Consider the following 12,492-nt stretch of genomic DNA (forward strand, 5'->3'; position numbering starts at 1 on the left):
GACTGTGCTGGTGACCACGGGGCCTTGTGGGTTAGGCAAGCCTGTCTTTAATGTTCGGCTGTGTCCCCGAACTCATCGCAGCAACCGGCCGGCGTGCGCGCCCGCGAAGTGGACGTCGCCTACGGCCGCGACGTCGTCGTGCACGGCGCGTCGATCTCCCTGGTCGCGGGGGAGGTGACCGTGCTGATCGGGCCGAACGGCAGCGGGAAGTCGACGCTGCTGCGCGCCCTCGCGCGGCTGCACCCGCCGGTCGCCGGTGCCGTGTCGTTCGCCGACGGCGCCGAGCTGCGCGCGCTGTCCGGCAAGGACCTGGCCCGCCGGATCACCCTGCTCTCGCAGCAGCGCACCGCGCCGGGCGGGTTGAGCGTGCGGGAGCTGGTGGAGTTCGGCAGGCATCCGCACCGCTCGCGCTGGGGCGGCCGCGACCCGGAGGGGCCGGCCGCGGTGGAGCGCGCGATGGCACTGACCGGTCTCGCGGGCATCGCCGACCGGCCGGTGCAGGCGCTCTCCGGCGGGCAGGCGCAGCGGGTGTGGCTGGCGAGCTGCTTGGCCCAGGACACCGAACTGGTGCTGCTGGACGAGCCGACGACCTTCCTCGACCTGCGCTACCAGGTGGAGATCCTCGACGTGATCCGCGAACTCGCCGACGAGCACGGCGTCGGCGTGGGTGTCGTGCTGCACGACCTCGACCAGGCGGCGGCGGTCGCCGACCGGGTGCTGCTGCTGGAGGACGGGCGGGTCGCCGCGGAGGGCGCGCCGGACGAGGTGCTGACCTCGGCGAACCTCACCCGCGCCTACGGCATCCAGGTGGACGTCGAGGTCGATCCCGCGGACGGGTGCATCCGCACGCGCGCCGTCGGCCGCTTCAACACTTCCGGCGTTCGCGCCCCCTCGGCCTGACCGGCGCCGCCGGTCACCCTCCAGGTAGGAGAATCATGCGCAGGACCAGAGCGATCATCGGGCTGTGCGCGGCCGCCGCGTTCTTCGCGGCGGGTTGCGGCACCACCGAGCAGGCAGGTGGCCGGGAGAAGTCGGCGAGCGGCGGTGATCCGGTGACGGTCGTCGACTCCCGCGGCGAGGAGGTCACCCTCGACGGGCCCGCGAAGCGGGTCGCGGCCACCGAGTGGAACGGCACCGAGAGCCTGGTGTCCCTCGGCGTCATGCCCGTCGGAGTGTCCGATGTGGACGGTTACGGCAAGTGGGTGGGTGCGGCGCCGCTGGACGGCACCGCCAAGGACCTCGGCACCCGCGGGGAGCCGAGCCTCGACGCGCTCGGCGCACTGGACCTGGACCTGGTGGTCGTCACCGACAGCCTCAGCGAAGGGGCGCTGGCGCAGGTCGAGCAGATCGCGCCGGTGGTCGTGATCAAGGGCGGCGGTGCACCGGACCCGATCGGCACCATGTTCGAGAACCTGGACCTGATCGCGAAGGCGACCGGCACCGAGGACGCCGCCGCCCGGTTGCGCACCGAGTTCGACGCGAAGATCGCCGAAGGCCGCACCGCGGTCGAGCGGGCCGGTGCGCTGGACGACCCGGTCGCGTTCTCCGACGCCTACGTGACCTCCGGTGAGGTGAGCATCCGCCCGTTCGCGAAGGGCTCGCTGGTCTCCGAGGTGTTCGACCGCATCGGTCTGCGCAATCCGTGGCCGATGGCGGGCGACCCGGACTACGGGCTCGCCTCCGCCGACGTGGAAGGGCTCACCCAGCTGCCCGACGTGCGGTTCTGGTACGAGGCCAACGGTTCGGAGACCGACGCTTACGGCGAGGAGCTGCGGGACAACGCGATCTGGAAGAACCTGCCGTTCGTGCGCAGCGGCAAGGTGCAGCGGCTGCCCGATTCGCTGTGGATGTTCGGCGGGCCGAAGTCCATGGAGCAGTACGTCGACGCCGCGATCGCGGCGCTGAAGGCGTAGTCCGTGACGACGCTCGTCCGTCCACCCGCCCCGCCGGTCGCGGTCATCCGGCGGGGCGGGCCGCTGGTGCTGCTGGTGGTGGGGCTGGCCGCGCTGGTCGTGCTGGGCGCCGCGGTGCACCTCACCCAGGGCACGTCCAGCGTGGACTTCGGCGCGCTGCTGCACCTGGTGCTCGGCGGCGGCACCGACACCACCGCGGCCGTGGTGGTGGAGTCGCGGTTGCCGCGGCTGCTCACAGCGCTGCTGGTCGGCGCGGCCCTCGGCATCGCGGGGGCGGTGCTGCAATCGGTGGCGCGCAACGTGATGGCCTCCCCGGACACGCTCGCCGTGGACGCGGGCGCGCACCTGGCGATCGTCGCGGTCGCCGCGTTCGGCGTCTCGTTCCCGGTGCTGGGCACCACGGCGATCGCGTTCGTCGGCGGGCTCGCCGCGGCCCTGCTGGTGATCTCGCTGTCCGGCATGGGCGGCACCGGGATCGTGCGGCTGGTGCTCGCCGGGACCGCGATCGCGTTCGCGATGCACTCGCTGACCCGGATGTTGCTGCTGCTGTTCGACCAGGAGACGCAGGGGCTGTTCGCCTGGGGTTCCGGCTCGCTCGGGCAGACGGGGCTGGGCGGTATCCGGGCGGTGGCGCCGGTGATGGGCATCGCGCTCGTGCTCCTGCTGCTGCTGTCCCGGCGGCTGGACCTGGTGTACCTCGGCGACGACCACGCGCGGACCCTCGGTGTCCACGTGGGACGGATCCGGTTCGCCTCGATCGCGCTGGCGGTGCTGCTGGCGGCGGCTTCGGTGACCTTGGCGGGCCCGGTGGGGTTCGTCGGGCTCGCCGCGCCCGCGGTGGTGCGGCTGCTGTCCAACCGGGTTCCGGGCCTGCACCGGCACGCGGCGTTGCTGCCGATCTCCGGCGCGATGGGCGTGGTGCTGCTGCTGGGCGCGGACGTGCTGCTGCGGGCGCTGATCGGCGCGCAGACCGCGTTGGAGATTCCCACCGGGGTGGCGACCACGCTGGTCGGCGCGGTGTTCCTGGTGGTGCTGTGCCGCAACATCCGGGTCACCGCGTCCGCCGCGGAGCCGCCGGCGGCGGGTGTCCGCGGCGGCGTGTCGGCCCGGCGGGTTCGGCTGGTCGTCGGAGCGCTGGTGCTGCTGCTGGTCGCGGTGGCGATCGGCGCGGTGCTGCTGGGCGACGTCCTGCTGCTGCTCGGCGACCTGGCGAACTGGGCGAGCGGGCAGGCCGGGCCGATCGTCAGCAACGTGATGTCGAACCGGGTGCCGCGGGTCGTGGCGGCGGTGCTGGCGGGGGCGGCGCTGGCGCTGGCCGGAGCCGCGATCCAGGCGGTGGCGCGGAACCCGCTGGCCGAGCCGGGGATCATCGGCGTCGCGGGCGGTGCCGGGCTCGGCGCGATCACGGTGATCACCCTGTGGTCGGGGGCCGGGTTCTGGGTGCAGGCGGGCGGTGCCGGGCTCGGTGCGGCCGTGGCGACGCTCGTGGTGTTCGCGATGGCGGCGAAGGGCGGTTTCGCCGGGGAACGACTGGTGCTGATCGGCTTCGGCGTCCAGGCGGCCACGCAGGCGCTGGTGACGCTGCTGATCACGCTGTCCGACCCGTGGAACGAGACGAAGGCGCTGACCTGGCTGGGCGGCTCCACCTACGGGCGTTCCTACGAGCACCTGGTGCCGATGGTGCTGGCGCTGCTGGTGCTGGTGCCGGTGCTGGTCCGCGCCCGCGGCGAGCTGGACCTGCTGTCGGTGGACGAGGAGACGCCGCGGGTGCTGGGTGTGCACGTGCCCGGGGCGCGGTTGCTGCTGCTGTGCTGCGCGGTGCTGCTGACCGGTACCGCGGTGGCCGGGGTCGGGGTGATCGCGTTCGTCGGGTTGATCGCGCCGCACGCGGCGCGGGCGATCGTGGGCAGGCGGCACTCCCGGATGTTGCCGGTGGCGGCGCTGCTGGGCGGGGTGCTGGTGTGCGTGGCCGACGTGGTGGGCCGCGCGGCGATCGCCCCGGCGCAGCTGCCCGCCGGGATGATGACGGCGCTGGTCGGCGCGCCGTACTTCGTGTGGTTGCTGCACCGCGACCGCACTCGCTGAGCCCCGGCAGGTGAACGGCCGGGGCGGGCCGTTCACCTGGCCGGTGCGCGCGGAGTCAGGCGTCGAGCAGCAGGACCACGTGCAGGGTCCGCGGCCCGTGGACTCCCTCGACCCGGTCCAGCTTGATGTCCGAGGTCGCCGACGGCCCGCTGATCAGCGTCGTCGGCCGCACCGGGTCGAGCCGCGTCACCGCCTCCGGCACCCCGGCGACCACCGAGGACAGCGCCACCACGCACACGTGCAGGTCGGGGACCAGGGTCAGCGCCCGGCGGCCCTGGTCGGCCGACGAGTCCAGGAAGATCGTGCCGGTCTCCGCGCAGCTCACCGCCGACCCGGTCACCACCCCGTCCAGCTCGTCCAGCCGCGCGGGCGGCACCTCCGCGGAGTCGACGGTGACCTCCCCGTCGAACTCGGCGAGCCACCGGCGGTCCAGCCCGGCGGGGATGCCGATCCGGCGGGCGCCGCGCAGCGCCGTCGCGATCGCGCCCGGCGCCTCGGCGGTGTCGCACTGGTGCACGGAGGCGCGGTAGTCCTCCAGGCGGTCCACGAGCAGTTCCCGCCGCCGTTCCGGGGGCAGCGACCGGCGTCGCCGGTAGTCGCGCGGCACCTGCACGGCGTCGGGCGGGGCGAGGGCGAGCGCGTCGCGCACCCGGCCCAGCACGGTCTCCCGGGCGTTCACCGCGCACCTCCTTCGCGCCGGGCCCGTTCGATCGCGGCCCGGCCTTCGGTGGAGTCCCACCACTGCCGGAACGTCCGCTTCGGCGGCACCGGCAGGTCGCGCGCCGAGGTCCACGCGCTGCCCGGCGGCGGCAGCGCCCGGATCCGCCCGCCGCGCCCTAGCAGCCTGCCGAGCTGCGCCGCGCGCTGCGCCGCCGTCCACCGCCCGGCCGAGGCCATCGCCGCGGAGGCCGCCTTCATCAGCGCCTGCTCGGCGTCGAACCCGGCCTGCTCCACGTGCTGGTGGCGCAGTTCCACCAGCAGCGACGGGATGTCGATCTTCACCGGGCAGGCGTCGAAGCAGGCCCCGCACAGGCTGGAGGCGTAGGGCAGCGAGCCGTTCGGGTCGCCGGACCCGGTGTCCATCCCGGCCAGCTGCGGGGTGAGCACCGCCCCGATCGGCCCCGGGTAGGTCGAGCCGTAGGCGTGCCCGCCGGTCCGCTCGTACACCGGGCACACGTTCAGGCAGGCCGAGCAACGGATGCAGTGCAGCGCCTCGCGCCCGACCTCGTCGGCGAGGGTGGCGGTGCGCCCGTTGTCCAGCAGCACCAGGTGGAACTCGCCCGGTCCGTCGCCGGGGGTGACGCCGGTCCACATCGAGGTGTACGGGTTCATCCGCTCGCCGGTGGAGGAGCGCGGCAGCAGTTGCAGGAAGACTTCGAGGTCCGCGTAGCTGGGGATCAGCTTCTCCAGCCCCATCACGGTGATCAGCGTCTCCGGCATGGTCAGGCACATCCGCCCGTTGCCCTCGGATTCCACGACCGAGAGCGTTCCGGTGTCGGCGACGCCGAAGTTCGCCCCGGAGATCGCGACCCGTGCGCGCATGAACCGGTCGCGCAGGAACCGCCGGGACGCGTCGGCGAGGTGCGCCGGGTCGTCGTCGAGGTCGGGGTCGACGCCGGGCATGGCGCGCAGGAAGATCTCCCGGATCTCCGCGCGGTTGCGGTGGATCGCGGGAACGAGGATGTGCGAGGGCCGGTCCGCGCCGAGCTGCACGATCAGTTCGGCGAGGTCGGTCTCGATGGCGGCGATGCCCTCGTCGGTGAGGTGCTCGTTGAGGCCGATCTCCTGGGTGGCCATCGACTTGACCTTGAGCACTTCCTCGGAGCCGGTGCCGCGGACGAGGCGGGTGACGATCGCGTTGGCCTCGGCGGCGTCGCGTGCCCAGTGCACGGTCCCGCCGCGCGCGGTCACGGCCTGTTCGAACCGCTCCAGGAGTTCCGGCAGCCGGGACAGCACGTCGCGCTTGATCGCGGCGCCGGCGGAGCGCAGCTCCTCCCAGTCGGGCAGTTCGCCGGTGACGGCGATCCGCTTGTCCCGGATGGTGCGGGTGGCCTTGCCGACGTTGCGGCGCAGCTGCGCGTTGCCGAGCTCGGTGCGGGCCGCCGCCGGGAACGGTTCGCTGCCGCGGATGTTGCCGGTTCCGCGCGGCGGAGCGGTGGGCATGCCGAGGAACGTGCCGCTCATGCGAGTGCTCCCTGCTTCGGCGCGATCTTGCGTTCGGTGGTGGCGAGGATCTCGGCGAGGTGCTTGGTGCCGACTCCGGTCTGCAACCGGGACAGGCCACCGCCGATGTGCATCAGGCAGGACGAGTCCCCGGCGGTGCAGTACTCGGCGTCGGTGGCGCCGACGTTGCGCAGCTTGTCCGAGAGCATCGCCGTGGAGGTGTCGGCGTTCTTCAGCGCGAAGGTGCCGCCGAACCCGCAGCACTGGTCGGCTTCGGGCAGTTCCACCAGGTCGATCTCGCGCACGGCGCGCAGCAGCCGCAGCGGCTTGTCCCCGACCCGCAGCATCCGCAGCGAGTGGCAGGTGGGGTGGTAGGTCACCCGGTGCGGGAAGGTCGCGCCGACGTCGACCACGCCGAGGACGTCGACGAGGAACTCGGCGAGCTCGTAGGTCTTCGCCCGGGAGCGCACGACCTGGTCGCGGAGCCCGGGACGGCCGAAGCGCTCGGCGACGATCTCGTGCTGGTGGCGGATGGAGCCGGCGCAGGATCCGGAGGGCACCACCACGGCGTCGATGGACTCGTCGGCGAAGCAGGCCGCGTGGTTCTCGACCAGCGGCAGCGCCTCGCGCTGGTACCCGGTGTTGACGTGCATCTGCCCGCAGCAGGTCTGCGCCTCCGGGAACACCACGTCCTGGCCGAGCCTGCTCAGCAGCAGGGCGGTGGCCTGGATCGCGTCCGGGAACAGCGTGTCGCCGAGGCAGGTGGCGAACAGGGCTACCCGCATGCGTCGGACTCCCTTCGTGTGGTCTGACCACACCGTAGCCGGGGTGGGCGAGTTCGGGAACGGGCGGTGTCCGACCGCCTCCGGTCAGCGTTGCGGCAGTGGGCGGCGCCCGCAACGCGCGGCGCCACGACCTCGATAGGCTCCGAGGGTGGTGAACGCTGGGCCGCGGGCGTGGGAACGGGTGCTCGCGCAGATCGAGGACGACCTGCTGCAGGGCCGGATCGCGCCCGGGCAGCGCCTGCCGGGGGAACGGGCGCTGGCCGAGGAGCTGGGGGTCGGGCGCTCCTCGGTGCGCGAGGCGATGCGGGTGCTGGAGGCGCTGGGCCTGCTGCGCGCCCAGACCGGTTCCGGGCCGGAGGCGGGCGCGGTGATCCTGGCCCGCCCCACCGGCGGCATGAGCGCGCTGCTGCGGTTGCAGGTGGCGGGGCAGGGCTTCCAGGTGCGCGACGTGGTGCGCACCAGGCTCGTGCTGGAGACGGCGTCGGTCACCGAGCTGGCCGGTGCGGCCGCGGAGCTCGCCGCGGCGGAGGAACTGCTCGACGCGATGGACGAGCCGGATCTCGCCCCGGCCGAGTTCCTGGCGCTCGATGCCCAGTTCCACCTGACCCTGGCGCAGGCCGCGGGCAACGAGGTGGTCGCGGTGATGATGTCCGGGCTGCGTGACTCGATCGAGCACTACACCCGCGAGACGGTCCCGCTGCTGGATTCGTGGGCGGCCACCTCGACCCGGTTGCGCGCGGAGCACCGCGAGGTGCTGGCCGCGATCCGGGACGGCGACGGCGCGCTGGCGGGCCGACGGGTCACCGCGCACATCAAGGGCTACTACGCCGACGGCGGCCTGGCGCTCTGAGGTCGGGGTAGCGGGGACGTCGAGGTGGCGGGGACGTCGGGTGGCGGGCCCGCCCCGCCGAGCCCGTCGGGCCGTTCGACGCGGCGGGTCAGACGCTGCGCAGCACGGAGACGACGACGCCGAGGACGGTGGCGTGGTCGCCGTCGATGACCTCGTAGGCCGGGTTCCGCGGCTCCAGCAGCACGTGCCCGTTGCGCTTCCGGTACACCTTCACCGTCGCCTCGTCGTCGAGCAGCGCGGCGACGATCTGCCCCGAGTGCGCTTCGGGCTGCTGCTTGACGATCACGGTGTCCCCGTCGCAGATCGCGGCGTCGATCATCGAGTCACCGCGCACCCGCAGCGCGAACACGGTGCCGCGCCCGGCGAACTCGCGGGGCAGCACGAGGGTGTCGTCGAGGTGCTCGTCGGCGGCGATCGGCGTCCCGGCGGCGATGTCGCCGACCACGGGCACCGTCACCGAGTCCGCGTCGTTCCGCGACGCGGAGGTCTCGCGCAGGAACGCGCGCACGTCGATGGGCCGGGACACGGTGTCGCTGCGCCGCAGGAAGCCCTTGTCCTCCAGGCTCGCCAGGTGCTTGGACACCGAGGAGGTGGAGCGCAGGCCGACGGCCTCGCCGATCTGCCGGGTGCTCGGCGAGTACCCGTGCCGCACCACCCAGTCGCGGATCGTCGCGAGGATCCGCTGCTGGCGCAGCGGCAGCGACGAGGCGTCCAGGTGCTCGAACGGGTCAAGATCGTCGTAGCCGGTCATCCGCCGAATGGTAGATCCCGCCACCCCGAACCCGATCACCGGCACGCCGACGGTCCCGGAGGAGGCAGAATCCTCGGCGTGCCGCCCGCTCCGCTCTCGCCGCCGCTACCCGGGAATCCGGTGCCGCCGCACGGATCGCGGGCGTCGTTCCGCTTGCCGGCGGGTCGCACGCTCGCCAGCGCAGAGCTCGACGGGCCCGCTGCGCGGCTCGTCGACGACGCGCGGGGCCTGTTCGCGGCGGCGGATCCGGTGCTGGTGCACGGGGACTTCCAGTCGGGCAACGCGCTCTGGGCGGACGCCCGGTTGAGCGGCGTCGTCGACTGGGAGGGAGCCGCGTGCGGTCGCCGGCGGCACGCGGAGTGGACCGGCGAGCTGGTGCGGCGCGCGCCGGTCAGGGGGTGGGGAGGATGAGGCAGGTGGTGGTGGCGTGGGCGATCAGCTTGCCCGCCTCGTCGTGGACCTTGCCCTCGGCGGTGGCGGTGCGGCGCCCGGCGTGCACGACGGTGCCTTCGGTGGTGAGGACCTGGCCGTCGGTGCGCGCGGCGCGGATGTAGTTCACCTTGAGCTCCAAGGTGGTGTAGCCGACGCCCGCGGGCAGCGTGGTGTGCACGGCGCAGCCCATCGCCGAGTCCAGCAGCGTCGCGGCGATCCCGCCGTGCACGGTGCCGAGGGGGTTGGCGAAGTCCGGCCGGGTGTCCAGCGAGACCACGATGCGCCCGTGCTCGACCACGTCGAAGCGCATCCCGAGCAGGCCGCCGATGGACGGGGCGCCGTCGAAGGCCCCGGACTGCACCTGGCGCAGCAGTTCCAGTCCGGACGGGGCGGTGGATTCGGTGGTGGACATGGGCTTCTCCTCGGGTGGCGTGCGTTCCGCCGCGATGCTACCGAGCAGTAATTTATGGTCGGGGGTGATGTGTCGCGGATCGCTCGATCCGCTCGACGAGCACCGGGCCGTGCGCTCGCCGAGCCGGGGGGGGGGGGGGGGGGGGGGGGGGGGGGGGGGGGGGGGGGGGGGGGGGGGGGGGGCCCCCCCGGGGGGGGGGGGGGGGCGGCGCGGGGCGGGCCCCCGGGTGACCGGCAGCGACTCCACGCCGTGGACGAGCTTGTCGAACTTGAACGCGATCTCCGCCGGGTCCACGGCGAGCGCCAGCGTCGGCACCCGCCGGTACAGCGTGCCGAACACGACCTGCAGCTCCACCCGCGCCAGCTGCTGGCCGACGCACTGGTGCACGCCGAACCCGAACGCGTTGTGCTGCCGCGCGTCGCGGTGCAGGTCCAGCCGTTCCGGTTCCGCGAACGCCGCGGAGTCCCAGTTGCCCAGCGGCAGCGCCAGCACGATGCCCTCGCCCGCGCGGATCGTCTCGCCCTCGACCTCGATGTCCTCCAGCGCGACGCGGCGCAGCCCGTGGTGGGCCACCGACAGGTAGCGCAGCAGCTCCTCGACCGCTCCCGCCACGACCTTCGGGTCCTCGGCGTCGCGGAGCACGGCCAGCTGCGCCGGGTCCTGGAGCAGCTTCGCGGTGCCGATCCCGATCATGTTCGCGCTGGTCTCGTGCCCGGCGATGAGCAGCACCATGCCCAGCTGCGCGGCCTCGGCGACCGTGACGTCGCCGGCGGTGACGCGCTGCGCGAGGTCGGACACCCAGCCCGTGCCCGGTTCCTCGACGCGAGCGGTGATCAGGTCGGCCAGGTAGTCCTGCAGCGCGCCACTGGCGGCCGCGCTCTGCTCCGGGGTGGCGTCCCGGTCGATGGCGAGCACGCTGTGCCGCTGGAAGAACTCGTGGTCGGCGTAGGGCACGCCGAGCAGTTCGCTGATCATCAGCGACGGCAGCGGCAGCGCCAGCGCGGAGACCAGGTCGGCGGGCTTCGGCCCGGCGAGCATCGCGTCGATCAGCTCGTCGGTGGTGCGCTGGATGAACGGCCGCAGCGCGGAGACCCGCTTGGCGGTGAACGGGAACGTCATCATCCGCCGGAACCGGCTGTGCTCGGCGGCATCGGTGTTGAAGATGCTCGGCGCTCGGTCGGCGGAGTGCGCCTGCGAGGCGGCGCTGATGTGCGGGAAGTCCGGTCGCTTCTCGTCGGTGCTCACCCGCGGATCGGACAGCAGGGCGCGCTGCGCGGCGTGCCCGGTGATCACCCACGGGGTGCTGCCGTTCCACAGCCGCATCCGCGTCAGCGGCCGGTGCGCGGCGGCCTCGCGCAGCGCGGGCGGGGGAGCGAACGGGCAGGAGCGGGAGCGCGCGGACGGGAACTCCGCCGCCGCGGCGGGATGTTCGGGCATGGTGGCCTTCCGGTGGGAGCGGTTCACGGGAACGTCCGAAGTGGACTTCAGCGGGCGGGAGCAGCCGCGGCGGCGTCGACGATCTCCTGGCGGCGCAGGCGGGTCTGCTTGGGCATGTTCCAGCCGAGCACCCCGGTCGTGCGGCCGTCCTCGCGGTAGCGCACCACGAACCGCCCGTCGGCGAGGTCGCCGTCGACCACCTCGGCGTCCGCGGCGGGCCGCACCGTTCCGTGCACCTGGATCTTCACGTCGTACTGGTCGGTCCAGAAGAACGGGATCGGCGAGTACGCGCGGTCGGCGCCGAGGACGTTCGCGGCCACCACCCCCGCCTGCTCGGTCGCGTGCGTGCGGTTCTCCAAGCGCAGCAACGAGTTCGTCCGCTCGTCGAACCACCGGCACACGTCCCCGACCGCGTAGATCCCGGGGGCGGCGCGGCACCGCGAGTCGCACACCACCCCGTCGTCGAGCCGCAGCCCGCTGCCCGCGAGCCATCCGGTGTTCGGCACCGCGCCGACGGCGACGACCACCACGTCGGCGGGCAGCTCGTCGCCCGAGTCCAGCCGCACCCCGGTCACCCGGTCGTGCCCGGTGAACCCGGTGACGCCGTGGCCGAGGCGGAGCTCGACGCCGCGCTCCGCGTGCAGCGCGGCGAGCCTGCCGCCGACCAGCGGCCCGAGCTGCCCGGCCATCGGGGTCGGCAGCGGCCCGGTGAGGGTGACGTGCAGGCCCGCCGCCCGCGCGGTGGCGGCGATCTCCGAGCCGAGCACGCCCTCGCCGACCACGACCAGCCGGGCGCCGGGGTGCAGTTCCGCCCGCAGCGCCAGCGAGTCCTCGACGGTGCGCAGCACGTGCACGCCGGTCAGGCCCTCGTGCCCGGGCAGGGTGCGCGGCCGCACCCCGGTGGCCAGCACGATCCTCTCGGCGCCGAGTTCTCGTCCCGACGCGGTGCGCGCGGTGCGGTTCGCCGCGTCCAGGGACACCGCCGCGTCACCGAGGACGAACTCGGCGTCCAGCCCGGCGAGCACCTCGTCGGTGCGCAGCCGGACGCGGTCGGGCTCCCACTCCCCGGCGAGCACCTTCTTCGACAGCGGCGGCCGGTCGTAGGGCGGGTGCGGCTCGTCGCCGAGCACCGCCACCGGCCCGTCGTGCCCGGCCCGCCGCAGGGCCTCCACCGTGGACAGGCCGGCGGCGGAGGCGCCGACCACCAGCACGCTCACGACTCCTCGCTGAGCGCGATCGCGGCCGCGGGGCACATGTTCGCCGCTTCCCGCACGCCGTCGTGCAGCCCCGCCGGGGGAGCGGCGTCCAGCAGGACCACCACGCCGTCCTCGTCGCGCTGGTCGAAGACCTCGGGCGCCACCATCACGCACGTGCCCGCGCCGCAGCACTTCTCCTCGTCGATCGTCACCTTCACGATGTGCTTCCCCGTTCCCTCGGAGTGATCTCGGAAGTGGTGGGCGCGAGCCAGAGACCGGTGATCGCGTCCACCAGGCCGGTTCCGGCCTGTTCCCACGTCTCGCGCGGGGTGGTGGTGCCGTCGGGGGGCGCCCGGGGGCGGGGGGGGGCCCCCGGGCCCCCCCATTTGCGGGGCCAGTGGCGGCGGTGCAACCCCCCCCGGGGCCGCCCTTTCCGGCGCGGGCCGGGGCGGTTCGGGGGAGTTATAA

At 73.9% G+C, this 12,492-nt stretch carries 12 protein-coding genes and 1 pseudogene; 5 read left to right on the forward strand and 8 right to left on the reverse strand.

Features of this window, described 5'->3' with window-relative positions; genetic code table 11:
- Positions 1-60: 60 nt before the first annotated feature.
- The 3 genes from LCD35_RS18695 to LCD35_RS18705 are packed head-to-tail and all read left to right on the forward strand — an operon-like array spanning position 61 to position 3,998.
- A complete protein-coding gene (locus tag LCD35_RS18695) occupies positions 61-900 on the forward strand; it encodes an ABC transporter ATP-binding protein (RefSeq protein ID WP_308011202.1) in 840 nt (279 codons plus the stop codon).
- Between the two features lie 35 nt (positions 901-935).
- Positions 936-1,913 carry an iron-siderophore ABC transporter substrate-binding protein gene (locus LCD35_RS18700; protein ID WP_224959867.1) on the forward strand — a complete coding sequence of 326 codons (978 nt, stop codon included), beginning with the start codon at positions 936-938 and terminating at the stop codon, positions 1,911-1,913.
- Between the two features lie 3 nt (positions 1,914-1,916).
- Positions 1,917-3,998: an iron ABC transporter permease gene (locus LCD35_RS18705; RefSeq protein ID WP_224959866.1), complete on the forward strand. Its 2,082-nt coding sequence runs from the start codon at positions 1,917-1,919 to the stop codon at positions 3,996-3,998.
- Positions 3,999-4,053: 55 nt separating this feature from the next.
- On the opposite strand, the gene LCD35_RS18710 is transcribed toward LCD35_RS18705, so the two are convergent.
- From LCD35_RS18710 to LCD35_RS18720, 3 genes are read right to left on the reverse strand one after another with little or no spacing between them, the layout of a single operon-like run.
- Positions 4,054-4,677 carry a lactate utilization protein C gene (locus tag LCD35_RS18710; RefSeq protein ID WP_225044560.1) on the reverse strand — a complete coding sequence of 208 codons (624 nt, stop codon included), beginning with the start codon at positions 4,675-4,677 and terminating at the stop codon, positions 4,054-4,056.
- Positions 4,674-6,182 (reverse strand): lactate utilization protein B, encoded by a 1,509-nt coding sequence (locus tag LCD35_RS18715; protein ID WP_374108106.1) that lies wholly within the window; start codon positions 6,180-6,182, stop codon positions 4,674-4,676. Before LCD35_RS18715 ends, LCD35_RS18710 begins: the two co-directional genes overlap by 4 nt.
- Positions 6,179-6,946, reverse strand: coding sequence for a (Fe-S)-binding protein (locus tag LCD35_RS18720; protein ID WP_224959863.1), 768 nt, complete (start codon positions 6,944-6,946; stop codon positions 6,179-6,181). Before LCD35_RS18720 ends, LCD35_RS18715 begins: the two co-directional genes overlap by 4 nt.
- Positions 6,947-7,094: 148 nt before the next feature.
- Between LCD35_RS18720 and LCD35_RS30520 the strand changes: the two genes are divergently transcribed.
- Positions 7,095-7,796, forward strand: a complete 702-nt coding sequence (locus LCD35_RS30520; RefSeq protein WP_224959861.1) for a FadR/GntR family transcriptional regulator — start codon at positions 7,095-7,097, stop codon at positions 7,794-7,796.
- 88 nt (positions 7,797-7,884) lie between these two features.
- Here the strand turns inward: LCD35_RS30520 and lexA are convergent, their stop codons facing one another.
- Positions 7,885-8,547, reverse strand: a complete 663-nt coding sequence (gene lexA / locus LCD35_RS18730) for a transcriptional repressor LexA (protein ID WP_224959859.1) — start codon at positions 8,545-8,547, stop codon at positions 7,885-7,887.
- Positions 8,548-8,625: 78 nt separating this feature from the next.
- Here lexA and LCD35_RS18735 point away from each other — a divergent pair, with 78 nt between their 5' ends.
- Complete coding sequence (locus LCD35_RS18735) at positions 8,626-8,958, forward strand: phosphotransferase (protein ID WP_224959857.1); 333 nt, start codon at positions 8,626-8,628, stop codon at positions 8,956-8,958.
- Here LCD35_RS18735 and LCD35_RS18740 read toward each other — a convergent pair.
- From LCD35_RS18740 to LCD35_RS18755, 4 genes and pseudogenes are all read right to left on the reverse strand, one after another.
- Positions 8,939-9,391: a PaaI family thioesterase gene (locus LCD35_RS18740; protein ID WP_224959855.1), complete on the reverse strand. Its 453-nt coding sequence runs from the start codon at positions 9,389-9,391 to the stop codon at positions 8,939-8,941. The genes LCD35_RS18735 and LCD35_RS18740 overlap by 20 nt on opposite strands.
- Before the next feature lie 225 nt (positions 9,392-9,616).
- Positions 9,617-10,828 (reverse strand): annotated as a pseudogene (locus LCD35_RS18745) (cytochrome P450); the annotation flags it as partial.
- A gap of 47 nt (positions 10,829-10,875) precedes the next feature.
- Positions 10,876-12,045 (reverse strand): FAD-dependent oxidoreductase, encoded by a 1,170-nt coding sequence (locus LCD35_RS18750; RefSeq protein ID WP_224961213.1) that lies wholly within the window; start codon positions 12,043-12,045, stop codon positions 10,876-10,878.
- Positions 12,042-12,242 carry a ferredoxin gene (locus LCD35_RS18755; RefSeq protein ID WP_224961215.1) on the reverse strand — a complete coding sequence of 67 codons (201 nt, stop codon included), beginning with the start codon at positions 12,240-12,242 and terminating at the stop codon, positions 12,042-12,044. Before LCD35_RS18755 ends, LCD35_RS18750 begins: the two co-directional genes overlap by 4 nt.
- Positions 12,243-12,492 lie beyond the last annotated feature (250 nt).

Source organism: Saccharopolyspora sp. 6V, assembly GCF_020176785.1.
Classification (GTDB): Bacteria; Actinomycetota; Actinomycetes; order Mycobacteriales; family Pseudonocardiaceae; genus Saccharopolyspora_C; species Saccharopolyspora_C gregorii.